Below are 23,453 nucleotides of genomic sequence, written 5' to 3'. Positions count from 1 at the left end.
GCGCAACCTCGTCGCGCATGCCTTGCCTGCCGTCGACCGGCGTCGGCCAGTTCGTGCTGCTGCTGACCGCGCTGCTGGCCCTGTCCATCGTCGTCGCCGCGCTGGGGATCATCAACACGCTCGCGCTGTCGGTGATCGAGCGGACCCGGGAGATCGGGCTGCTCCGGGCGATCGGCACGAGCCGGCGGCAGACGCGGCGGATGATCCGCCCGGAGTCGGTGCTGATCGCGGTGTTCGGCGCGGTGCTCGGCCTCGCCATCGGCGTCATCGCCGGGATCGGCCTCCAGCGGGCGTTGCGCGGCCAGGGCCTGAACGTCCTGAGCGTGCCGGTGACCACCTGGCCGGCTACCTGGTGCTGTCCGCGGTCATCGGGGTCCTGGCGGCCCTGTGGCCGGCATGGCGGGCCTCCCGCATGGATGTTTCGAAGGCCGTCGCCGTCGAGCAGCCCGGAACCTTCTGACAGGCCCGGCCTGGACGTCCTGACGGAGCCCGGGACGTCCTGACGGAGCCGGACCGGGGCCTCCCGACAGGGCGGGGTCTCCCGAGAGGGCCGGTGTCCCGAGAGGGCCGGTGTCCCGACCGTCGCGACCGTCCCCCTGATCGCCGCCGCGCGGCCGGTCAGGGGGACGCCGTCGTCCGGGCCGCGGACCGCAGGCCGAGCGCGGCGTAGTCGTACATCCCGTAGGCCGGGTGGACGTAGACGTTCGCGAGCGCCGCGGGGCGGTACAGCACGGTCTTCTCGGCGAGGAGGGGAACGAAGGCGGCCGTCTGCATGACGGCGCGGTCGGCGTCGGCCCATCGCTGCGCGCGGCGCGTGGCGTCGGGGGTGCGGGCGCCCAGGGCGAGGTACCGGTTCACCTTCGCGTCGCGCAGCTCCATCAGGTTCAGGTTGTTGACCCTCGTGACGGTGCCGGTGAGGGGGCGCAGGAAGGCGGAGCCGGTGGGCTCGTTCGCGGCCCAGGAGCCGATCAGGACGCCCAGGCCGTTCCGGTGGACGTACGCGGGGGAACCGGCCGTGCTCCCCCACTGGAACGCCGAGAGTTCGGTGACCCGCGCGTCGATTCCGATCCGTCCGAGCGCCTGGTGGAGGGCCTGGGCGGCGGCGACGTCGCCCGGCCGGTCCGCGCGCACGGCGATGCCCGTGCCGAACCCGTTGGGGTGACCGCACGCCGCCAGCTCCCGCCGTGCCCGCGTGAGGTCGTAGGGGTACGGATCGGCGGCCTGGTATCCGGTGACCGTGGGCGGCAGGGCGTTGGTGGCCGGCACGCCCGCGGTGGGCCCGCCGTAGGCGCTCTGGACCGCCGTGCGGTCGACGGCGTACTGGACGGCCCGCCGGCAGTGCACGTTGTCGAACGGGCGGACACGGGTCGACAGCGCGGCGTAGTGCACCAGCCCGGTCAGCGGGTCGTCCGCATGGGCCTTGGCGGTGGGCGCCGCCAGGATCGTGTTCCGGGTCGCGGGCTGCACGCCCGCGCCCGCCAGGTCGGCGTCCAGGCGGCCGGAGCCCAGCCTCGCGTCGAGGTCCGCGGCGGCGACGCGCTCGGTCACCTCGATGCGGTCGGGCAGCGCGGTGCGGTTCGGGTCGTCGTGCCAGTGCGGGTTGCGCACCAGCGTGAAACCGGTGCCGATGTCGTGCCGCTCGAACCGGTACGGTCCGGTCGACAGGGGGTGCTGCTCGTAGTCGAGCCGGGTGTCCTTCGCCTGCGGCACGGGGGCCGTCTGCGGGCTGGCCACGAGCTGGTCGAAGTCGTAGTCGGGTCGCTTGAGGTGGAACACGACCGTGCGGTCGTCCGGCGTGGTCACGCCGGTGAAGTGGTCGAGGTCGTGGTCGAGGTACGGGCCCCAGTAGGCGCCGCGGAGAGCCTCGCGCAGGTCACGAGGCCCGTCGCTGAGCTGGGAGGTGTAGGAGCTGCGCGCGACCGCGTACTTGACGTCGCGGGCCCGGACCGGGGTGCCGTCCTCGTACGTGAGCCCGGCGCGCAGCTTGTACGTCCAGGTCCGGCCGCCGTCACCGGGCCGGCCGAGCGTCTCCGCCAGGTCGGGCACGAGCCGCAGCCCGTTGGATCCGGGAGCCGGGGCGTAGGTGACGAGAGAGCGGGCGTACAGGCGGGCGAGGTCCGCCTCGTAGGCGAGCCCGGCGTCGCCGGGGTCCAGGGAGACCGGGGCGTCGGTCACGGCCAGGCGCAGGGTGCCCCCACGCGCGGTGGACGGGTACACGACACGCGACGACGCCTGGTCGAACGACGTGTCGGGACGCACCGTGGCCGGTCCGCCGCAGGCGACGGCACCGAGCAGGAGGAGGACGGCACAGGCCGCGAATCTACCGCTCACGAGTAAATTATTGCAGTGAGTGCATGTTTTGCACGAATCGGCGCTGTGAGAGCTTCACCACGCCTCGGCGGCCGTCCGCGTCCCGCGTCTGGGGCGGACGGCTCGCTGAGGCGAGAGTGGAGCCGACGGCTCGGCCTCAGGCGAGGTCCGCCTGCTCGGCCGCCTTCGTGACCTTCTCCCCCGCGCCCTCGGGGGCGTTCTCGGGGAAGTGGCAGGCGACGCGGTGCCCCGGGACGACCTCGACAAGGGGCGGCTCGACCTTGCCGCAGATCTCCTGCGCCTTCCAGCAGCGGGTGTGGAAGCGGCAGGCCGGCGGCGGGTTGAGCGGGCTCGGCACGTCGCCCTGCAGCCGGACGCGCTCGCGCCCCTTCCGCTTGGCCGGGTCGGGGATCGGGACCGCCGACAGCAGCGCGACCGTGTAGGGGTGCATCGGGCTGTCGTACAGGTTGGTGGCGTCGGACATCTCGACGAGCTTGCCGAGGTACATGACGCCGACGCGGTCGGAGATGTGGCGCACCACCGACAGGTCGTGGGCGATCACGATGTAGGTGAGGTTGAACTCCTCCTGCAGGTCCTCCAGGAGGTTGACGACCTGGGCCTGGATCGACACGTCCAGCGCGGAGACCGGCTCGTCCGCGACGATGAGCTTCGGCCGCAGCGCGAGGGTGCGGGCGATCCCGATGCGCTGGCGCTGGCCGCCGGAGAACTCGTGCGGGTAGCGGTTGTAGTGCTCGGGGTTGAGCCCGACGACCTCGAGGAGGTCCTGCACGGCCCGCTTGACGCCGTTCTCGGTCTCGATGCCCTGCAGCCGGAACGGCGCCCCGATGATCGACCCGACGGTCTTGCGGGGGTTCAGCGAGGAGTACGGGTCCTGGAAGATCATCTGAAGGTCGCGCCGCAGCGGCCGCATCCTGCCCTGCGACACGTGCGTGATGTCCTGGCCCTCGAAGACGATCTGCCCGTCCGACGGCTCCAGCAACCGCGTGATCATCCGGCCGGTGGTGGTCTTGCCGCAACCGGACTCGCCGACGAGGCCGAGCGTCTCGCCCGGGCGCACCGCGAAGTCGACGCCGTCGACCGCCTTGACCGCCCCCACCTGGCGCTTGACGAGCGCGCCGCGGGTGACCGGGAAGTGCTTGCGGAGCCCGCGGACCTCCAGCAGCGCGTCGCCGTCACCGGCCGGTCGCTGGTCCGCCACGACCTCGCTGTCGGGTGTAGTCACTGTCTCTCCAGTTCGATCCGGCCGTCCGGCCGGTGCCATCCATCGACGGTACGTGCCGGCGCGGCGTGCCCGTCCCCCACGATCTCCTCGATCACAGTTTCGGCCGGATCTCTTCGTTCCAGATGCGGCGCCGGTCCTCCCTGCCGAGGTGGCAGGCGACACGGTGGCCGGGCGCGACCTCGCGGAGCTCGGGCCGCTCCGTCTCACTGCGGCCCTCGTTGAGCTCGGAGTACGCGCAGCGGGGACTGAACGCGCAGCCGGCCGGGACGTTGATGAGGCTGGGCGGGGAGCCCTTGATCGGGATGAGACGCTCGGACCGGTCGCGGTCCAGCCGCGGCATCGAGCCGAGCAGGCCCCAGGTGTAGGGGTGCTCGGGCCGGTGGAAGATGTCCTCGGCCGAGCCGTACTCCACGCACCGGCCGCCGTACATCACGAGGATGTCGTCGGACAGCTCCGCCACCACGCCCAGGTCATGGGTGATCATGATGACGGCGGAGTTGAACTCGTCCTGCAGGTCACGGATCAGGTCGAGGATCTGCGCCTGGACGGTCACGTCGAGCGCGGTGGTCGGCTCGTCGGCGATGAGCAGCTCGGGGTCGCAGGACAGCGCCATCGCGATCATCGCGCGCTGCCGCATACCACCGGAGAACTGGTGGGGGTAGTCGTCGACCCTCTTGTCCGGCTGCGGGATGCCGACCCGGCCCAGCATGTCGATCGCGTGCTTGCGCGCGACCTCCTTGCTGACGTCGTTGTGGATCCGGTACGCCTCGATGATCTGGGCGCCGACCGTGTACAGCGGGTGCATCGACGACAGCGGGTCCTGGAAGATCATCGCCATCTTCCGGCCGCGCAGGCGGCGCACCTGCTCCGGCGAGGAGCCGACGACCTCCTGGCCGTCCAGCCAGATCTCGCCGGAGACCCGCGCGTTGCGGCGGTTGTGCAGGCCGAGCAGGCCGAGGCTGGTCACGCTCTTGCCCGAGCCGGACTCCCCGACGATGCCGAGCGTGCGGCCGCGTTCGAGCTGGAACGACAGGCCGTCGACGGACTTGACCAGCCCGTCGTCGGTCGGGAAGTGGATGCGCAGGTCCCGGACGTCCAGGAACGACTTCGGCGCCGCGGCGGAAGCCGGTTCGGCGGTCTTGTCCGTGGTCTGGTCCTCGGTCACGACAGCCTCACCCTCGGGTCGACCACGGCGTACAGGACGTCCACGACGAGGTTGCACAGCACGATGAAGAACGCGCCCACCATCACCACGCCGAGCACGCGCGGAAGGTCGTTGTTGTTGATCGAGTCGATGGCGAACTTGCCCAGCCCCGGCAGGGAGAAGGTGCTCTCGGTGAGCACCGCGCCGCCGAGCAGGATGCCCAGGTCCAGGCCGAAGATCGTGAGCACCGGGGTGAGCGTGGACCGCAGGGCGTGCCGGACGATGACGGTGCGTTCGGGCAGTCCCTTGGCGCGCGCCGTCCGGATGTAGTCCTCGCCCATCGTCTCCAGCATGCCCGCACGGGTCAGCCGGGCGTACAGGGCCGCCTGGAGGAACGCGAGGGTGACCCACGGCAGGGCGAGTGCCGAGGCCCACTGGAGCGGGTTCTGGGTCAGCCCCACGTAGGTTCCGGCGTTGGGGAACCAGTTCAGGTTGTCACGGAAGATGGCCAGCGACAGCAGACCGGTGAAGAAGATGGGCAGTGAGACGCCGGCCAGCGCGATGCCCATCGAGATGCGGTCGATCGCCGTGCCCCGCTTGAGCGCGGAGATCACGCCGGCCGTGACGCCGAAGATCACCCAGATGATCGCGGCACCGGCCGCGAGCGAGAGGGTGACCGGGGCCCGGTCGAGCAGGTCGGGCCAGACCGGCGTCTGGTTGATGAAGGAGTAGCCGAAGCACGGTGGCCCGCAGTAGACCTTCGACGGTCCGAAGTCGTAGTGGGCGCCGATGATGATGCCCTTGACGAAGTTCCAGTACTGGATCGCCACCGGCTTGTTCAGCCCGAGCCGTACCTCGACCTCGTGGATCGCCTGCGGTCCGGCGCTCTTGCCGACGTACCGCGAGGCGAGGTCCGCGGTGGTGGCCCCGGTCAGCCTCGGGACGAGGAAGAAGATCGCGAAGGTCACCATGCTGACGATGATGAGCAGCGCGATCGCGGCGATGAGACGCCGGATGAGGAATGTGACCACAGTGCCCGGCCACGGTGGCCGGCGAGCGGACTCGCCCGCCGGCCACCGACGGCCTTCACCTGCCTTCTAAGGAGCGGAGGTTACTTCACGCCCATCTGGGCGTAGTCGTACAGGCCGTTGAGGCCCTGGTTCACGAAGACGTTCTTCACGCCCGGCGGCCGGTACAGCAGGCCCTTCACGTCGAGGAACGGCATGATGTACGCGTCGTCCATGACCTTGGCGTCGATCTGCGCCCACAGGTCGTTGCGGGCGGTCGCGTCCGGGGTGACGGCGGCCTTGTCGACCAGCTTGTCGACCTCCGGGTCCTTGACGCCGAGGTTCGTGTTACCGGCGTCGCGGATGACGCGGCTGTCGACGATCTGGGACAGGTAGCCGAAGCCCTCCGGCCAGTCCGCGCCCCACGCCATCATGATCAGGCCGAGGCCGTTCTTCTTCACGTACTCCGGCTTGCCGGCGTACAGCTTGAAGTAGTCGCCCTGCGGGAACTTCTTGATCTCCGCCTGGATGCCGACCTTCGCGAGGCTCTGCTGGAGAGCCAGCGCGCCGTTGACCTCCTTGGTCCGCTCGGTGCGGGCCGTGAGCACCGTCTTGAAGCCGTTGGGCTTGCCGCAGGCCGCCAGCTCCTGCTTGGCCTTGGCGATGTCGCCGTGGTTGCCCGGACCGGACGGGTACGGGTTGATGTCCTTGCTGCCGGGGATCAGCGGCATCAGCAGGTGCGTCGCGATGTCACCGCCGGACAGCGGGCCGCCGAACGCGGTCTGCATGGCCTGCTTGTCGGCGGCGTACTCCACGGCGCGACGGCAGTGGATGTTGTCGAACGGCGCGACGTCGCTGGAGATCGCGGTGTACCAGAGGCGGGCCGTCGGCGCCGCGTCGGCGTTCTTCTTGAGCCGCGGCTGCGACTGGATCTTGGCGGCGGCGGCCGCCTGCACGCCCGTCCCGACGACGTCGCTGTCCAGCGACCCGTTGATGAGGCGGTTGTCGAGGTCGTCGGCGTTGATGCCGAGCTGCACCTCGATCCGGTCGGGCAGCTGCTTGCGGTTCGGGTCGGTGCTCGGGTCCCAGTTGGTGTTGCGGACCAGCGCCATCGACTTGCCCGGCGTGTAGTTCTCGAACTTGTACGGGCCGGTGGCGACGACGTGCTGCTTGTAGTTCGCGCCCGTGTCCTTGGCCGGGGGCACCGGCATGGTGGCGGGCAGCATCGCGAAGTAGTCGAACGCGGCGAACGGCTTCTTCAGGTGGAAGATGATCGTCTGGTCGTCCGGCGTCTCGACGGCCTTGAGACCCAGCTTGCCGGGGGTCTTGTCGTTGTAGGGCGAGGTGTAGCCCTGCAGGTCGAGGTAGTCGTTGAAGTAGGTCGGCCCGTTCGGGAAGACCTTCTTGTCCAGCGACCGCTCGACGTCGTACTTGATGTCCTGCGCCCGGACCGGGGTGCCGTCCTCGTACTTGATGCCCGGCTTGAGCTTGTACGTCCAGGTCTTCAGGTCCGCGCTGTGCTGACCCGGGCCCTGCGCGAGGTCGGGGGTCAGCTGCGCGCCGTCCGGGCCGGGCACGGACTTGAACATCATCAGCGTACGGCCGTAGAGGCGGGCGAAGTCCCACGAGTAGGCGTAGTACGTGTCGGCCGGGTCGACGTTGTCCCAGTCGCCCGAGTTGGCCAGGCGGAGGGTGCCACCGGTCTTGGTCGACGCGTTCACGGGCTTGGTCAGCGCGGCGTTGAACGTGCCGTCACCGCCGCTGGTGCCCGAACCGCCGCTCCCGCCGCCGCAGGCGGCCAGAGCGAGGGTCGCCGCGAGCCCTGTCGCGACGAGAGGGATGGTTCTCCTCATTTGGCTACGTTCCTCCTTGTGGGGGTTTCTTGGAGAAGGCGTGCGGTCAGCGGGCCCGCGGGTCGAGCGCGTCGCGGAGGCCGTCGCCGAACAGGTTGAAGGCCAGCACCGTCACGAAGATGGCCAGACCGGGCACCACCATGAACCAGGGGTCGACCGAGTAGATCGGCACCGCCTGGGAGAGCATGGCGCCCCACGTCGGGGTGGGCTCGCTGACGCCGACGCCGAGGTAGGACAGCGCCGCCTCGAACAGGATGTTCGTCGGGATCAGCAGCGTGGAGTACACCAGGATCGGGGCGATGAGGTTGGGCAGCACCTCACGGAACAGGATGTACGGGGCGCGCGCCCCCATCGCCCGCGCGGCGTCCACGAACTCCCGCTCGCGCAGCGTCAGGGTCTGGCCGCGGATGATCCGGCCGATGTAGGCCCAGTTGAAGAAGCCGATGATGAAGATCAGCAGAGCGATGCGCAGGCCGTTGCCGGAGAGCCCGAACGCCTTGCCCTGCACCACGCCGCCGAGCGCGATCGCGAACAGCAGGAGCGGGAACGCCAGGAAGACGTCCATCGCCCGGGCGATCAGGGTGTCGACCCAGCCGCCGAAGTAGCCGGCGATCATGCCGAGGACGGTGCCGATCACCACGGACATCAGCGTCGCCAGGAAGGCGATCAGCAGGGAGATCCGGGCGCCGTAGACGATGCGGCTGAAAATGTCCCGGCCGTTGGTCGGCTCGATGCCGAGGAGGAACTTCCCACTGATCCCGGAGTGCCACGGGCCGTGCAGCGGGCGCTGCAGGTTCGGGTCGATCAGGTCCTGGTGGAACTCGCTCGGCGGGTGACCGAACCAGTCGGTCAGCCACGGAGCGAAGATCGCCACCAGGATCAGCACGACGACGACGATCCCGCCGGTCATCGCCAGCTTGTCGCGCCGCAGGCGCATGAACGCGATCTGGCCGAGGGAACGTCCCTCGATCTTTCGCGCGCCGCCGAGGACGGCATCGGGCCTGGCCTCGAGCTCTGACCCGGTGACCTCGATCGGTGCGGTCACGACAGGTACCTCCCACGTTCGGCCGCGTTGTTCATCTCAGGACCGACCAGGGGCCAACCTGCGGACACCCGTCGTTGCGGTCCATCGGAGAGGGAACCTACCTCCCCGGAGATGACTCTCACGCCCGTGAGCAGGCTGGCGCTAGTACCCGTGTCTCGATTGTGATCTCGTCGTCATCAAGGCCAGACGTGATCTCACGAAAGCGCGACGCGGCGAATGCGGAGCGTCACCAGATGCCGGTATCTTCGCAGGTCATCAGCTGATACCGCGGTTCTTCAGTATCTGCTCGATCTCCGCCAGATCCGGGTCGGCGGCCGGTCCGCCGGCCGACCGGCGGCGTTCGATCTCGCCCTTGGGCGCCGTGCCCTTCGGCGCGCTCTTCGGCTCGGCCTTCCGGCGGGGCCCGCCCTCCACCGCCGAGCCCTTCCGCAGCATCATGCCGGAGGCGACGTAGAGGAGGGCGCCGAGGCCGAACAGGGCGACGCCGGCCCACTTGACCGGGCTGAACGCCAGGTCCGCCAGGAACTTGGTGAGGCCGGTCAGATAGGCGGCCATCGGCACCATGGACCAGGCGGCGCCCCGCATGCCCGACGCGGCGCCGCGCCTGCGGAGGGCCGCCCAGCTGCCCAGCAGGCCGAGCACGGTCGCCGCCAGGCTGATCGTGAACAGAAGGACATCGCTCATCGCACACCTCACCCGCGGCCCGGCCGGTCCCGCCGGCCCGTCCGAGGCGGACGGCGCCGCCGGACCGGCCGGGGTCCGGCCATCTCATGACGTCTCCATCCTGACACGTCATGACGTGTTCGGCGCTCCTCCTCCGGGACCGTTCCGGGTACTCCCCGGGCATGACCTCGGGGTGGTCCCGGACCCGGACCGGGCGGGGACGGTCGAGCGCGGCTCCAGGGCGCCCGGGGCGATCCAGAGGGCCAGGGCACGGAGGCGGTCCAGGGGCCACGTCAGGGCCCAGAGGCGGCCAGGGGGTTCAGATCAGGGCGCGCAGGCGGTCCAGGTCGACCTCGCGCAGGGAGGCGACGACCGTACGGCGCGGAGCCTCCTCGATCGGCACGACGCTGGGCACGGCGACGACGTGACAGCCCGCGGCGGCCCCGCTGGTCGCGCCGTTGAGCGAGTCCTCCAGGGCGACGCAGCGGCGCGGGTCGACGTCGAGCAGGCGGGTCGCCGCGAGGTACGGCTCCGGGTGCGGCTTCGTCCGGCGCACCTCGTCCCCGGCCACGGTCACGGTGAAGCTGTCGCGGCCGATGCCGTCGAGGGCGTACTCCATCAGCACCCGGTGGGTGGAGGAGACGAGGGCGGACGGCAGGCCGGCGCCGCGGACCTCGTCGAGCAGGTCCCGCGCGCCGGGCATCATCGGGACGTCGGCCCGGAGCCGCTCGGCCATCGCGCCCATCAGCCTGCGGCCGACCTCCTCGGGCGCGGCGGGCACGCCGGTCAGCTCGAGCATGTAGGCGACCGTGCGGTCGAGCGAGCCCCCGACCAGGAACTCCTGATGCTCCGGTCCCCACGAACCGCCGAGCCAGGCCATCACCTCGGCCTCGGCCTCCAGCCAGAGCCGCTCGGAGTCGAGCAGCAACCCGTCCATGTCGAACAGGACCGCCTGCAGCACCCGTACCTTCCCTTCGTCCCCCGCGCCGAAATGGGGCAACGAAGCCTATGTCACGCGTGCGACGGTCGCCAAAGGGACGGCCGTCGCGGGCCGTTCCTTCGGCGACCGAGGCGTCCGTCGCGGGCCGTCCGTCGCGGGCCGTCCCCGCCGGCCGGGGCGTCCGCGTGACGGCGGCGGTCAGGTGTTGAAGTACTTCGCCTCCGGGTGGTGCACCACGATCGCGTCGGTGGACTGCTCGGGAACGAGCTGGAACTCCTCCGACAGCGTCACGCCGATCCGCTCCGGCCGCAGCAGCTCGACGATCTTGGCGCGGTCCTCCAGGTCCGGGCACGCGCCGTAGCCGAGGGAGAACCGCGCGCCCCGGTAGCCGAGCTTGAAGAACGCGTCGAGGTCCTCCGGGTCCTCACCGCCGAACCCGAGCTCCGCGCGGACGCGGGTGTGCCAGTACTCGGCGAGCGCCTCCGCGAGCTGCACCGACAGGCCGTGCAGCTCCAGGTAGTCACGGTAGGAGTTCTTCTCGAACAGCTCCTGCGTGGCCTCGCTGATCTTCGAGCCGACCGTCACGAGCTGGAAGCCGATCACGTCGGTCTCGCCGGACTCCCGGGGCCGGAAGAAGTCGGCCAGGCACAGGTGCCGGTCGCGCCGCTGCCGGGGGAAGGTGAACCGGGCGCGCTCGGAGCCGTCCTCGCGCAGCACGATGACGTCGTCGCCCTCGCTGACGCAGGGGAAGTAGCCGTACACGACCCCGGCCTCGACGAGGCCCTCGGTCTGGATGCGATCCAGCCACATGCGCAGCCGCGGCCGTCCCTCGGTCTCGACGAGCTCCTCGTACGAGGGGCCGTCCCCGCCGCGGGAGGCCCGCAGACCCCACTGGCCCATGAAGGTGGCCCGCTCGTCGAGGAACGCGGCGTAGTCGGCCATCGGGACGCCCTTGACCACCCGGTCCCCCCAGAACGGCGGGTCCGGGATCTTGTTGTCGGTCGCCACGTCGGAGCGTTCCGGCATGTCCTCGGGCTCGGTCGCCTGAAGCCTCGCGCCCCCGGTGACCCGGCGGCGGCGCAGCGGCGGCAGCGCGGCGCCGGCCTCGCCGCGCTTGACGGCCATGAAGGCGTCCATCAGGCGCAGTCCCTCGAAGGCGTCGCGGGCGTACCGGACCTCTCCGTCGAAGAGCTCGGCGAGGTCCTGCTCGACGTACGCGCGGGTCAGGGCGGCGCCGCCGAGCAGCACGGGCCAGCGGCCCGCCAGCCCGCGGGAGTTGAGCTCCTCGAGGTTCTCCCTCATGATCACGGTCGACTTGACCAGGAGCCCGGACATGCCGATCACGTCGGCCCGCTGCTCCCTGGCCGCGTCGAGGATCGCCGACATCGGCTGCTTGATCCCGAGGTTGACCACCTCGTAGCCGTTGTTGGACAGGATGATGTCGACGAGGTTCTTGCCGATGTCGTGGACGTCGCCCTTGACGGTGGCCAGCACGATGCGGCCCTTGCCGCCCTCGTCGGTCTTCTCCATGTGCGGCTCGAGGTAGGCGACCGCGGTCTTCATCACCTCGGCGGACTGCAGCACGAACGGCAGCTGCATCTCGCCGGAGCCGAACAGCTCGCCGACCGTCTTCATGCCGTCGAGCAGCACCTCGTTGACGATCTCCAGGGCGGGGCGCTGCGCCAGCGCCTCGTCCAGGTCGGCGTTCAGGCCGTCGGACTCGCCGTCGATGATGCGGCGCTTCAGACGCTCCCACAGCGGCAGGGCGGCCAGCTCGGCGGCGCGGTCGGCGCGCATCGCGGCGGCGTCGACGCCCTCGAACAGCTCCAGGAACCGCTGCAGCGGGTCGTAGCCGTCCCGGCGCCGGTCGTACACGAGGTCGAGCGCGACCTGGCGCTGCTCGTCGGGGATCCGCGCCATCGGCAGGATCTTGGAGGCGTGCACGATGGCCGAGTCCAGGCCCGCGTTGACGCACTCGTTGAGGAAGACGGAGTTGAGCACGATCCGGGCGGCCGGGTTGAGCCCGAACGAGACGTTCGACAGGCCCAGGGTGGTCTGGACGCGGGGGTGACGCCGCTTGATCTCACGGATCGCGTCGATCGTCTCGACGGCGTCGCGCCGGGACTCCTCCTGGCCGGTGCCGATCGTGAAGGTGAGGCAGTCGATGATGATGTCCTCGACGCGCATCCCCCACTTCCCGGTGAGGTCCTCGATCAGGCGGGTGGCGACCCGCGCCTTCCACTCGGCGGTACGGGCCTGGCCCTCCTCGTCGATGGTGAGCGCGATGACCGCCGCGCCGTGCTCCCTGACGACCGGCATGAGCCGCGCGGTACGGGACTGCGGGCCGTCGCCGTCCTCGTAGTTCACCGAGTTGATCACGGCGCGGCCGCCGAGCATCTCCAGCCCCGCCTGGATGACCGGCGGCTCCGTGGAGTCCAGCACGACCGGCAGGGTCGAGGCGGTGGCGAACCGGAAGGCCAGCTCCTTCATGTCGGCGACGCCGTCACGGCCGACGTAGTCGACGCACAGGTCGAGCATGTGGGCGCCGTCGCGGGCCTGGTCCCGGGCGATCTTGACGCAGTCGTCCCAGCGGCCGTCGAGCATCGCCTCGCGGAACGCCTTGGAGCCGTTCGCGTTGGTGCGCTCGCCGATCGCCAGGTAGGACGTGTCCTGCCGGAACGGCACGTGCTGGTAGAGCGAGGCGGCGCCCGCCTCCGGCCGCGGCCGGCGCCCGGCGAGCTCCCTGCCGCGTACCCGCTCGACGACGCGGCGCAGGTGCTCCGGCGTCGTGCCGCAGCAGCCGCCGACCAACGACAGGCCGAACTCACGGGTGAACGTGTCGTGCGCGTCGGCGAGCTCGTCCGGCGTGAGCGGGTAGCGGGCGCCGTCGGCGGTCAGCTCCGGCAGCCCGGCGTTGGGCATGCAGGACAGCGCGGTCGTCGCGTGGCGGGCGAGATAGCGCAGGTGCTCGCTCATCTCGGCCGGGCCCGTCGCGCAGTTGAGGCCGATGACGTCGAGGCCGAGCGGCTCCAGTGCCGTCAGGGCGGCGCCGATCTCCGAGCCGAGCAGCATCGCGCCGTTCTGCTCGATCGTGACCTGCCCGATGAGCACCGTGTCGGCGCCGGCCTTGGCGATCGCCCGTTTCGCGCCGACGATGGCGGCCTTCGCCTGCAGCAGGTCCTGGCAGGTCTCGATGATGAGCCCGTGCGCGCCGCCCGCGATCAGACCGGCGGCGTTGCGCTCGTACGCGTCGCGCAGTTCGGCGAACGGCACGTGGCCGAGCGTCGGCAGTTTGGTGCCCGGCCCCATCGAGCCCAGCACCCAGCGCGGCCGGTCGGGCGTCGACAGCTCCGCGGCGACGTCGCAGGCGATCCGCGCCCCGGCCTCCGACAGCTCCTCGATGCGCTCGGTGATGCCGTACTCGCCGAGGTTGCCGAGGTTCGCGCCGAAGGTGTTGGTCTCGACGCAGTCGACGCCGGCGGCGAAGTACTCCGCGTGCACCCGGCGCACGATGTCGGGCCGGGTGACGTTGAGGACCTCGTTGCAGCCCTCGTGGCCCTCGAAGTCCTCAAGGGTCGGGCCGGCCGCCTGGAGCATCGTTCCCATGCCTCCGTCGGCCACGACGACACGGTCGCGGAGGGCCTGGCGAAGGGTCTCTGACGTCGCGTCCATGGGCCCCAAGCCTATCGGCGGCCGCCGGAATCCCGCTCGCGCGCGGCACGCGCGGAAGGGCGCACGGGAACGTGATCGACATCTCGGCGCGCATGCGTTCCGTAACCGTTACGGTCGATGCGCGTTGTCCTGAACGGCACCGTATGCCTGATCGTCCGTCACCGGGCGCCCGTCCGGTCCGGTCTCCCTCAAGGAGGACCCGTGGGTTCGTACAGCACCGTCCTCGTCGGCACCGACGGCTCCCCGTCCTCGTTCCGGGCGGTCGAGGCCGCAGCGCGCATCGCGGCCGACGCCGGCGGCACGCTCGTCCTCGCCTGCGCCTACCACCCGATGCCCGAGCGCGAGCGCCAGCACGCCGCCGACCGCCTCGGCGACCTCGCCTACAAGATCGAGGGTTCGACCCCCGCCGACGACGCGCTGCGCGCCGCACGGGAGCGGGCCGTCGCCGCCGGGGCCCGCGACATCGACACGGTCGCCGTCGAGGGCGACGCCGTCGACTCCCTCGTCGAGCTCGCCGGGCGCCGCCGCGCCGACCTCGTCGTGGTCGGCAACCGCGGGCTGAACAGCCTCGCGGGCCGGCTGCTCGGCTCGGTGCCGGCGAACCTGTCGCACCGCTCCCCCTGCGACGTGCTGATCGTCCGTACGACCGACGGCCGGTGACGGCGGGCTCGACCACAAGATGATCTCCGGGGAACGCCGGGGGGCGTACAGGACATAGGCTGGAGGTTGTCGTTTATCGGACGTCGGTTGGGAGGCAGCGCGTGGTCGAACTCGACGACGTGCCCGAGCTCGTCGACCCGGTGGTGATCGCCGCCTTCGAGGGGTGGAACGACGCCGGTGAAGCGGCGAGCGGTGTCGTACGGCACCTGGAGGACATCTGGGACGCGACCCCGCTGGCCGCACTCGACCCGGACGACTACTACGACTTCCAGGTCACGCGTCCGACCGTCGAGATGGTCGATGGGCAGACGCGCCGGATCAGCTGGCCCACGACCCGCCTGTCGGTGGCCAAGATGCCCGGCTCCGACCGCGACGTCGTGCTCATCCATGGCATCGAGCCGAACATGCGCTGGCGCGCGTTCTGCCGTGACCTGGTGGGCATCATGCTCGAGCTGAACGCCCGGACCGTCGTGCTGCTCGGAGCACTGCTGGCCGACGCGCCGCACACCCGGCCCGTGCCGGTCACCGCGGCCTCCTCCGACGCCGCCCTGACCACGCGGCTGCAGCTGGAGCCGGCGCGCTACGAGGGGCCCACCGGCGTCCTGGGCGTGCTGCAGGACGCCTGCGCGAAGGCGGACCTCGAGACGGTGTCCCTGTGGGCCGCGGTGCCGCACTACGTCGCGCAGCCACCGTCGCCGAAGGCCACCCTGGCGCTGCTGCGCTGGGTGGAGGACGTCCTCGACATCTCAGTGTCCCTCGGTGAGCTGCCCGAGCAGGCGCGCGCCTGGGAGCACGGCGTCAACGAACTGGCCGAGCAGGACACCGAGGTCGCGGAGTACGTCCGCGCGCTGGAGGAGCAGAAGGACGCGACGGAGCTCCCGGAGGCGAGCGGAGACGCGATCGCCCGGGAGTTCGAGCGGTACCTGCGCCGCCGCGGCGACGCCGAGTGACGCGCCGGCGAACGGACGCCCGCCGACGTGCGGGCGACGCGGCCTCCGGTGAAGTGACTCCGCCGACGTACGGGCGACGCCACGTCCGGTGATGCGACCGCGGTGACGCGCGGGCGACGCGACGCCGGTGACGTACCGACGAGGGAACGCCCACCGACGCCCTGACGAGGGGAGGCGACCCGCCTCCCCTCGTCCGTCACTCCTACAGTTCGACGCCGAGCAGCGCGTCGACGGCGGCGCGGACCAGAGCGGGCGCGGCGCCGTCGGCCTCGCGGTCCTCGTCGGTGACGCCGAGGGCGTGGTCGGCCCACTGGTCGACGGCCGAGAGCGCGGCCGGGGCGTCGAGGTCATCGGCCAGGTGCCGCCGGATGCGGCCGACGAGCTCGGCCGCCGGGGGCGCCGCCGGGAGCAGGACCGCCTCACGCCAGCGGGCCAGGCGCGCCTCGGCCCGGGTCAGGTCGTCCTCCGTCCACTCCCAGTCGGAGCGGTAGTGGTGGTTCAGCAGTGCCAGCCGGATCGCCATCGGGTCCGCGCCCGCCTTCCGCAGCCGGGACACGAAGACCAGGTTGCCGCGCGACTTGGACATCTTCTCGCCGTCCAGGCCGACCATGCCGGCGTGGACGTACGCCTTGGCGTGCGGCCGCTCGCCGGTGGCGATCTGGGCGTGTGAGGCGCCCATCTCGTGGTGGGGGAAGACCAGGTCCGAGCCGCCGCCTTCGATGTCGAAGGACATGCCGAGGCTGCGCACGGAGATCGCCGCGCACTCGACGTGCCAGCCGGGCCGGCCCCGGCCGAACGGGGAGTCCCACGACGGCTCGCCGGGGCGCTCGGCCTGCCACAGCAGCGCGTCGAGGGGGTCCTTCTTGCCCTTGCGCCCGGGGTCTCCCCCACGCTCGGCGAACAGCGGGAGCATCTCCTCGGCCGACAGGCGGCTCACCGCGCCGAACGACGGGTCGGCGGAGATGGGGAAGTACAGGTCGCCGTCCAGCTCGTAGGTCGCGCCCTTGGCCCGGAGCAGCTCGATGAACTCGATGATCAGCGGGATGGACTCGACGGCGCCGGCGTAGTCGCGGGGAGGGAGCACGCGCAGGGCGGTCATGTCGTCGCGGAACAGCGCGATCTCCCGCTCGGCCAGCGCGCGCCAGTCCTCGCCGGTCTGGTCCGCGCGCTCGAGCAGCGGGTCGTCGACGTCGGTGGCGTTCTGCACGTAGTGCACGTCGTGCCCGGCGTCGCGCCAGACTCGGGAGGCCAGGTCGAACGCCAGGTACGTTGCGGCGTGACCCAGGTGGGTCGCGTCGTACGGCGTGATGCCGCAGACGTAGATCCGCGCGGTCGGGCCGGGATCGGTGGGGCGTACGGCGCCGGTGGACGAGTCGTAGACGCTCAGTCGGACGTCGTCAGGGGCGGGAAGGCCGTGTTCGGCCAGGCTGGGGACCTTGGGGGCGGGCCACGATCGCATACCCAGCAGCCTAACCGGCGTCCCGGGATCCACGATCAGGCAGGTTCAGGTTCGCCGAAGGTCAACCGAATGCCGCTCGGGTTCCGAATGTCGGGCGGAGGGTAAAGCTTGCGCCATGTCGCGTGGAATAACTGCTGGTCCGCCAGCGATGTGGAAGTCTGGTCGCGCTTGTCCCCTCCCCTAGCCTGAGCACCCACCGTGGCGAAACATCGCAGGAAGAAGACTCGACGCCCGCCGCTGGCGGGCCTTTCCGCGTGGGCGGGAACGCTCGTGGCGGCGCTCGGCCTCGCGTACGTGATCGTCAACCTCGGCCTGCACCACGGCTCGGCCGCCACCCGCCGGCCGCAGGACACCGACACGCCGTCTCCCGCGCGGCCGGGCCTCACCCGCATTCAGGTGACCGACCCGGTCGACCACAAGGCGTACGGGGTGTACGTGTGGCGCCCCGACGTGCCGGAGACGCGGAAACTGCCGGTGCTGTACTTCCTGCACGGCGTGCCGAGCGACCCGAAGACGCTCATCGACGACGAGGGGCTCGCCAAGCAGGTCGCGTCGTACGTCGCCAAGGGCGGCACGCCGTTCGTGCTGGCGGTGCCGGACGGGAACGGCAGCCATCACGACGACACCGAGTGGGCGAACGCCGCCGACGGGTCCGACCGCGTCGAGGACCGGCTGCTCGACGAGGTGATCCCCGCCGTCGAGGGCCGGCACCGGCGTGACGCCGCGCACCGGGCGATCGGCGGCTTCTCCATGGGCGGCTACGGGTCGATGAACCTCGCGCTGCGCCACCCCGGCGTCTTCGGCGCGGTGACGTCCATCTCCGGTTACTTCCACGTCGACGACCCGTCCCACATGTTCGGCGACCAGGACGCCGTCATCGACGCCAACCGGCCGGACCACAACGTCGAGGCCGCGCGCCGCGTGCGCATCTTCCTGTCGGCCGCCGAGAGCGAGGAGAACGACGTCATCAAGGGCGAGCCGGAGCGGTTCAAGAAGCTGCTCGACGCGGCCGGCGTGCCGGCCGTCCTGGAGGAACGTCCCGGCGGCCACGACTGGGACTACGTGCGCAGCGTCCTCCCCGACGCGTTCGGCTTCCTCGCGCAGGGCTGGACGAAGGCCGGGGCTCCCGGGCCGGTCGCCACGGCACCCGCTCCCAGCGGCTCGCCCCAGTAGCGGCCTCCGCCCCGGCTGAGCGCGCACGGCGCGGCGTGCGGACGGGCGCGGTGCGAGGACGGACGCGGTGCGAGGACGGACGCGGCGTGCGGACGGGTGCGACGGGCGCGGTGCGAGGACGGTACGGACGCCGGGCCGGGCGTTACAGGGGCGGCCAGGGGATGGCGGGCCAGTCCTCCGGCGGGTACGGGTGGATCCGGTGCTTGAGCATGAGCTCGATCCGGCCGTGCACCGCCTCGACCTCCTCGGTCGTCAGCAGCCCGGACAGCCGCCGGGCGAAGCCGTCCCGGGTGAAGGCGCGGCGCAGCCGCTGCAGCGCGTCGACGGCCTCGGAGGTGAGCGACTTGCCCCGCCACTGCCACAGCACCGTACGGAGCTTGTACTCCGATGAGAAGCAGACCCCGTGGTCGCAGCCGTACACGTGGCCGCTCCGGGTGGGCAGCAGATGGCCGATCTTCCGGTCGGCGTTGTTGATCACGGCGTCGAAGACGGCCATGCGGCGCACACCCGGATCGTCGCCACGGGACAGCTCCAGCAGGTCGACGTCGGTGTCGTGGTCGATCCACAGCTGCACCATGCCGGGGCCGAACGGCCCGTCGCGGTGCACCGTCGGCGGCACGACGTGCCAGCCCATCTCCTCGGAGACGACATAGGCGGCGACCTCGCGCCCCGCCAGGGTGCCGTCCGGGAAGTCCCACAGCGGACGCTCTCCGGACACGGGCTTGTAGACGCAGTTGGCGCGCAGGTCGTCGTAGGTGATCGAGCAGTACAGCGTCGCGTTGCTGGCAGCGACGAGTCGCCCTTCGACGGTCATGTCGCCGTGCTGGAGGAGGCGAAGGGCGGCCTCGGTGTCGGCGGGGCTCAGCGCGCCGTCCCCGCCGAGGCCGTACCTGGAGGGCTGACTCATGACTTAAGTGTCCAGGGGATCGGGGTCTCAGCCAAGATGGCCGTTCTGTCGGGGACACACGTGACCCTGAGCGTCCAGCGGAAGGCCGCACAGCGGGCACGGCGGACGACCCGCAGCGACGATCTTCAAGGCCCGCTGCGCGAACGCCCGCGCCTGGGCCGCGGTGATCCGCACCCGGAGCACGGCGACCGCGGGGTTCTCGCTGCCGATGTCGGCCTCGTCCTCCTCGCTCTCGGTCATCTCCTGGGCCTCGATGACGATCCGCTCGTCCTCGGGGTCCCAGGCGAGGGCCATGGTGCCGACCCGGAACTCCTCTTCGACGGGCTGCTCGAGCGGCTCGTCGTCCTGCAGCTCGACGGGGGCGACGGCGGGGACCACCGCGGCGCCGCCGCCCTGACGCAGCACCTCGTCCAGCAGCTCCTCGAGGCGCTCGGCCAGGAGCGTCACCTGGAACTTCTCCAGACCGACACTGGTGACGCGGCGGCCTGCCCGCGCCTGGAGGAAGAAGGCGCGTTCACCCGGCTGGCCGACGGTGCCCGCGACGAATCTGTCGGGCATGTCGTATGCGATGACCGGCATGAGGAAGACCCTACGCTCCGCCGCCGACCGGTGCGTCACTGTCCCGCCCCGACTTCGCAAGAAGATCGTCGACCCGGCCGCCGACGTCGTTGAGGCGGACGAGGAAGGGCCGCAGCTCGGTGTAGCGGATGACGGTGAGCGCGGCGGGATCGGCCTGGATGCGCTGGAACTGGTCCAGGTGCAGCCCGACGGCGTCGGCCACGATCGCCTTGATGATGTCGCCGTGGCTGCAGACGAGGTAGGTCGCCTCCGGTCCGAGCCGGTCGTTCCACTCGCGGATCGCGGACACGGCCCGGTGCTGTGCCTCCGCGAGGGACTCCCCGCCCGGGAACCGCGCCGCGCTCGGATGCGCCTGGACGACCTTCCAGAGGTCTTCCTTGGTCAGCTCCTCGAGCGGGCGGCCGGTCCACTCGCCGTACCTGACCTCGCCGAGCCGTTCGTCGGTCTGGACACCGAGGCCGTCACGGCCGGCCAGGATCGCCCCGGCGGTCTCCTGACAGCGGTCCAGAGGGCTGGACACGATCGCGTCGAGGGGCACGGGCGCCAGGCGCGCGGCGAGCTCGGCGGCCTGCTTCCGGCCGCGGTCGTCCAGATGCACGCCCGGGGTCCAGCCCGCGAGCACCGGTCCGGTCATCTCGGTCAGCCCATGGCGTACCAGCAGAAGTGTGGCCACCCGGTGAACTCTAGTGGCACTCGGGACCGGCGCTTGCCTCCCGTGTCCCTGGGTAAGGACTGTTGGACGTTTTGTTAACCAGCGATACGGAACAATGTCCGGCCATGATCATGGATTGCGCCATCTACCGCAAAGGTGAGCGGGAGAGCGTCGACGGTGACCTCAGTGACGCCCTCGACGTCGCTCGTGAGAACGGCGACGCGTTCATGTGGATCGGCCTGCACGAGCCGACCCGCGAGGAGTTCGACCTGGTCGCCGACGAGCTCGCGCTGCACCCGCTGGCCATCGAGGACGCCGTCAACGCCCATCAGCGCCCGAAGCTCGAACGCTACGGCGACACGCTGTTCGTCGTCATCAAGACGCTGCGCTACATCGACGAGACCTCCGACATCGAGGTCGGCGAGATCATGCTGTTCGTCGGCGCGGACTTCGTCATCACCGTCCGGCACGGCCAGGGCAGCCCGCTGAAGGAGGTGCGCCGGCGGCTGGAGGGCGACCACGCCCTGATGGAGCACGGGCCGAGCGCCGTCCTCTACACGGTGCTGGACGAGGTCGTCGACCGGTACGAGACGATCGCGCACGAGGTCGAGACCGACATCATCGAGCTGGAGCGCGCGGTCTTCTCGCCGGGGCGCAGCATGGTCACCGAGGACATCTACGACCTCAAGCGCGAGGTGCTGGAGTTCCGCGGCGCCGAGGATCCGCTGATCCCGGTCCTGCAGGACATCGTCAAGGGCCGCGTCGAGGTCGCGCCCGGCACGAGGGAGTACTTCCGCGACGTCCTCGACCACCTGCTGCGCGTGGACGAGCGCGTCGACTCCCACAGCGAGCTGCTGACGAACGTGCTGAACGCGCACCTGGCCCAGGTCGGCATGCAGCAGAACGAGGACATGCGCAAGATCTCCGCCTGGGCGGCGATCCTGGCGGTGCCGACGATGGTGACGGGCGTGTACGGGATGAACTTCACCCACATGCCGGAGTTGAAGGAGTGGTGGGGCTACCCCGCGGCGCTCCTGCTGATCCTCGGCATCTGCCTGGTCCTGTACCGCTGGTTCCGCAAGAGCGGCTGGCTGTGACGCCGCGGCCCAGGTGGCCGTGACGCCGCGGCTCAGGTGGCGGTGATGGCGCCGGCGGCCAGCAGGCCGATCAGGACGCCGCCGAGCGCCACCCGGTAGTAGGTGAACAGCAGCGTCGAGTGCCGCACGAGGAACTTCAGCAGCCACGCGATCGAGGCGTACCCGACGACGAAGGACACCAGGGTCGCGACGGCGGTGCCGGCGACCGGCAGGCCGCCCTCGCTCACCTTGCGCAGCTCGAACAGGCCGGACAGGACCACCGCCGGGATGGACAGCAGGAAGGAGTAGCGCGCCGCGGCCTCACGGGTGTACCCGAGGAAGAGGCCGCCGGTGATGGTGGAGCCCGACCGCGAGGACCCGGGGATCAGCGCCAGGCACTGGAAACCGCCGATGATGAGGCCGTCCCGCATGTTCAGGTCGCCGACCTCGAGCTTCTGCCGGCCCGCCCACTCGGCGACCATCATGACCAGGCCCATGACGATGAGCGAGGCGGCGTTGATCCAGAGATTCCGCGCGGGACCCTCGATCATCTTGTTGAACGCCAGCCCGACGACGGAGACCGGGATCGTGCCGAGCCCGACGTACCACCCCATCCGCGCGTCCAGGTGACCGCGCAGCTCCTTGTTCGTGAGGCTGCGGAACCATGTGCCGATGATGCGGACGATGTCCCGCCAGAAGAACAGCAGGACCGCGAGCATCGTGCCGAGCTGGATGACCGCCGTGAACGCCGCGCCGGGGTCCTTCCAGCCCAGCAGCCGCGGCACGATCAGAAGGTGCGCGGAGCTGGAGATCGGGAGGAACTCGGTAAGGCCCTGGACGATGCCCAGCACGGTCGCTTGCACGAAGTTCACGGGTTCGGTGTCTCCTTGTGCACCCGCCGACATGCGGGAAGTCGCTGAATGACGATGGAAGCCTAGTGGCGCGCGGACCCCGGCCCGACCGACGGGTCGGGCGTGTCCCCGCGGCCCGTGCGCGCGCGTCCCGGGCCGGCGGGCGGCGTATGCCGGGCCCCCGGACTGCCGATACGCTCCGCAGACATGGAACAGCGTCACCTCGGCCGGAGCGGCCTTGCCGTTTCCCGCCTCGGCCTCGGAACGATGACGTGGGGCGGGGACACCGAGGTCGAGGACGCCGCCGCCCAGCTCACCGCCTTCGTCGAGGCGGGCGGCACCCTGGTCGACACCGCGGACGTCTACTGCGGTGGAGAGAGCGAGCGGGTCCTGGGCTCCCTCGTCGGCCAGCTCGTCGCACGTGACGATCTGGTCATCGCCACGAAGGCCGTGCTGACCGCCGACGGTACGCGCGACGCGTCCCGGCGGCACCTGCTGCGCGCCCTCGACGCCTCGCTGGAGCGCCTGGGCACGGACCACGTGGACCTGTGGCAGCTGCACGCCTACGACGCTCGGACGCCTCTCGAGGAGACGCTGTCCGCCCTCGACGACGCGGTCGCCTCCGGCCGGGCGCGCTACGCCGGCGTGTCGCACTTCGCCGCGTGGGAGCTCGCCCGCGCCGCGACGTGGCAGAGGGCATGGCCGGGTCGCACCCCGATCGTCTCGACGCAGGTGGAGTACTCCCTGCTGCGCCGGGACATCGAGGACGACGTGCTGCCGGCCTGCGCCGAACTGGGCGTCGGAGTGCTTCCGTGCTCCCCGCTCGGCCGCGGGGTGCTCACCGGCAAGTACCGCACCGGCATCCCCGCCGACTCTCGCGCGGCGTCCCCGCACTACGCGGAGTTCGTGCAGCCCTATCTGAGCGAGCGCGGCGCCCAGATCGTCGAGTCGGTGTCGACCGCCGCCGAGGGACTCGGCGTCTCACCGGTGGCCGTCGCGCTCAGCTGGGTGCGCGACCGGCCCGGCGTCACGGCCCCCGTCGTCGGGGCGCGTACGGCGGCCCAGCTCACCGCGATCCTCAAGGCGGAGGACGTCACGCTGCCCACCGAGATCCGGGACGCGCTCGACGACGTCTCCTCCGATTGACTTCCTCCCCCTCGTGAACGAGGGGGATTCCTGCGGCTCACGCCGCAGGGTTTCCTGCTTCAACACCGACAGCCCCGGCCGGGACAAGTCCCGGCCGGGGTCTTACACCGGCTCCACAGGCCG

Annotated in this window: 20 protein-coding genes; 6 read left to right on the top strand and 14 right to left on the bottom strand. The window is 71.0% G+C overall.

All coding sequences use genetic code 11. The annotated features are described in order from the left end of the window. Positions 1–17 precede the first annotated feature (17 nt). Positions 18–503, top strand: a complete 486-nt coding sequence (locus NDW01_RS41530; protein WP_252830082.1) for an ABC transporter permease — start codon at positions 18–20, stop codon at positions 501–503. A gap of 115 nt (positions 504–618) precedes the next feature. On the opposite strand, the gene NDW01_RS41525 is transcribed toward NDW01_RS41530, so the two are convergent. The 9 genes from NDW01_RS41525 to metH all read right to left on the bottom strand — a co-directional run bounded on the left by NDW01_RS41525 (position 619) and on the right by metH (position 13,877). Continuing rightward, positions 619–2,331 (bottom strand): ABC transporter substrate-binding protein, encoded by a 1,713-nt coding sequence (locus tag NDW01_RS41525; RefSeq protein ID WP_252830081.1) that lies wholly within the window; start codon positions 2,329–2,331, stop codon positions 619–621. Positions 2,332–2,467: 136 nt separating this feature from the next. Next, the gene (locus NDW01_RS41520) at positions 2,468–3,553 is read right to left on the bottom strand and encodes an ABC transporter ATP-binding protein (RefSeq protein WP_252830079.1); all 1,086 of its coding nucleotides are present in this window, start codon (positions 3,551–3,553) and stop codon (positions 2,468–2,470) included. A 91-nt stretch (positions 3,554–3,644) separates the two neighbouring features. Then, positions 3,645–4,718 carry an ABC transporter ATP-binding protein gene (locus NDW01_RS41515; protein WP_252830077.1) on the bottom strand — a complete coding sequence of 358 codons (1,074 nt, stop codon included), beginning with the start codon at positions 4,716–4,718 and terminating at the stop codon, positions 3,645–3,647. Next, positions 4,715–5,728, bottom strand: a complete 1,014-nt coding sequence (locus NDW01_RS41510) for an ABC transporter permease (protein ID WP_252830076.1) — start codon at positions 5,726–5,728, stop codon at positions 4,715–4,717. Before NDW01_RS41510 ends, NDW01_RS41515 begins: the two co-directional genes overlap by 4 nt. Before the next feature lie 80 nt (positions 5,729–5,808). Then, on the bottom strand, positions 5,809–7,557 hold the full coding sequence (locus tag NDW01_RS41505) for an ABC transporter substrate-binding protein (RefSeq protein WP_252830062.1): 1,749 nt from the start codon (positions 7,555–7,557) through the stop codon (positions 5,809–5,811). A 46-nt stretch (positions 7,558–7,603) separates the two neighbouring features. Beyond that, a complete protein-coding gene (locus NDW01_RS41500) occupies positions 7,604–8,602 on the bottom strand; it encodes an ABC transporter permease (RefSeq protein WP_252830060.1) in 999 nt (332 codons plus the stop codon). A gap of 255 nt (positions 8,603–8,857) precedes the next feature. Then, a complete protein-coding gene (locus NDW01_RS41495) occupies positions 8,858–9,286 on the bottom strand; it encodes a hypothetical protein (protein WP_252830058.1) in 429 nt (142 codons plus the stop codon). 298 nt (positions 9,287–9,584) lie between these two features. After that, positions 9,585–10,226: an HAD family hydrolase gene (locus tag NDW01_RS41490; RefSeq protein ID WP_308211884.1), complete on the bottom strand. Its 642-nt coding sequence runs from the start codon at positions 10,224–10,226 to the stop codon at positions 9,585–9,587. A gap of 177 nt (positions 10,227–10,403) precedes the next feature. Further along, positions 10,404–13,877: a methionine synthase gene (metH, locus tag NDW01_RS41485; protein ID WP_252830057.1), complete on the bottom strand. Its 3,474-nt coding sequence runs from the start codon at positions 13,875–13,877 to the stop codon at positions 10,404–10,406. A gap of 201 nt (positions 13,878–14,078) precedes the next feature. Between metH and NDW01_RS41480 the strand changes: the two genes are divergently transcribed. Both NDW01_RS41480 and NDW01_RS41475 read left to right on the top strand, forming a co-directional pair. Then, a complete protein-coding gene (locus NDW01_RS41480; protein WP_252830056.1) occupies positions 14,079–14,537 on the top strand; it encodes a universal stress protein in 459 nt (152 codons plus the stop codon). A 101-nt stretch (positions 14,538–14,638) separates the two neighbouring features. Continuing rightward, a complete protein-coding gene (locus NDW01_RS41475; protein ID WP_252783562.1) occupies positions 14,639–15,487 on the top strand; it encodes a PAC2 family protein in 849 nt (282 codons plus the stop codon). A gap of 202 nt (positions 15,488–15,689) precedes the next feature. Here the strand turns inward: NDW01_RS41475 and mshC are convergent, their stop codons facing one another. Beyond that, positions 15,690–16,952 carry a cysteine--1-D-myo-inosityl 2-amino-2-deoxy-alpha-D-glucopyranoside ligase gene (gene mshC / locus NDW01_RS41470; protein WP_252830100.1) on the bottom strand — a complete coding sequence of 421 codons (1,263 nt, stop codon included), beginning with the start codon at positions 16,950–16,952 and terminating at the stop codon, positions 15,690–15,692. Positions 16,953–17,216: 264 nt separating this feature from the next. On the opposite strand from mshC, the gene NDW01_RS41465 reads away from it, so the two are divergent. Beyond that, positions 17,217–18,119, top strand: coding sequence for an alpha/beta hydrolase (locus tag NDW01_RS41465; protein WP_252830054.1), 903 nt, complete (start codon positions 17,217–17,219; stop codon positions 18,117–18,119). A 142-nt stretch (positions 18,120–18,261) separates the two neighbouring features. On the opposite strand, the gene NDW01_RS41460 is transcribed toward NDW01_RS41465, so the two are convergent. The 3 genes from NDW01_RS41460 to NDW01_RS41450 are packed head-to-tail and all read right to left on the bottom strand — an operon-like array spanning position 18,262 to position 20,278. Beyond that, a complete protein-coding gene (locus NDW01_RS41460) occupies positions 18,262–19,026 on the bottom strand; it encodes an SCO1664 family protein (RefSeq protein ID WP_252830053.1) in 765 nt (254 codons plus the stop codon). A 27-nt stretch (positions 19,027–19,053) separates the two neighbouring features. Then, positions 19,054–19,605, bottom strand: a complete 552-nt coding sequence (locus NDW01_RS41455) for a DUF3090 domain-containing protein (protein WP_252783565.1) — start codon at positions 19,603–19,605, stop codon at positions 19,054–19,056. 10 nt (positions 19,606–19,615) lie between these two features. After that, positions 19,616–20,278 carry a histidine phosphatase family protein gene (locus NDW01_RS41450; RefSeq protein ID WP_252830051.1) on the bottom strand — a complete coding sequence of 221 codons (663 nt, stop codon included), beginning with the start codon at positions 20,276–20,278 and terminating at the stop codon, positions 19,616–19,618. Between the two features lie 104 nt (positions 20,279–20,382). Between NDW01_RS41450 and corA the strand changes: the two genes are divergently transcribed. Beyond that, positions 20,383–21,354 (top strand): magnesium/cobalt transporter CorA, encoded by a 972-nt coding sequence (gene corA, locus NDW01_RS41445; protein ID WP_252830050.1) that lies wholly within the window; start codon positions 20,383–20,385, stop codon positions 21,352–21,354. A gap of 32 nt (positions 21,355–21,386) precedes the next feature. On the opposite strand, the gene NDW01_RS41440 is transcribed toward corA, so the two are convergent. Further along, entirely contained in the window at positions 21,387–22,205 is an 819-nt protein-coding gene (locus NDW01_RS41440; protein WP_252830047.1) for an undecaprenyl-diphosphate phosphatase, read from the bottom strand. Positions 22,206–22,391: 186 nt separating this feature from the next. On the opposite strand from NDW01_RS41440, the gene NDW01_RS41435 reads away from it, so the two are divergent. Beyond that, the gene (locus NDW01_RS41435) at positions 22,392–23,330 is read left to right on the top strand and encodes an aldo/keto reductase (RefSeq protein ID WP_252830046.1); all 939 of its coding nucleotides are present in this window, start codon (positions 22,392–22,394) and stop codon (positions 23,328–23,330) included. Positions 23,331–23,453 lie beyond the last annotated feature (123 nt).

The sequence above is a fragment of the Actinoallomurus soli genome, from assembly GCF_024055715.1.
GTDB lineage: Bacteria > Actinomycetota > Actinomycetes > Streptosporangiales > Streptosporangiaceae > Actinoallomurus > Actinoallomurus soli.
This window is presented reverse-complemented; position numbering and strand designations above follow the sequence as displayed.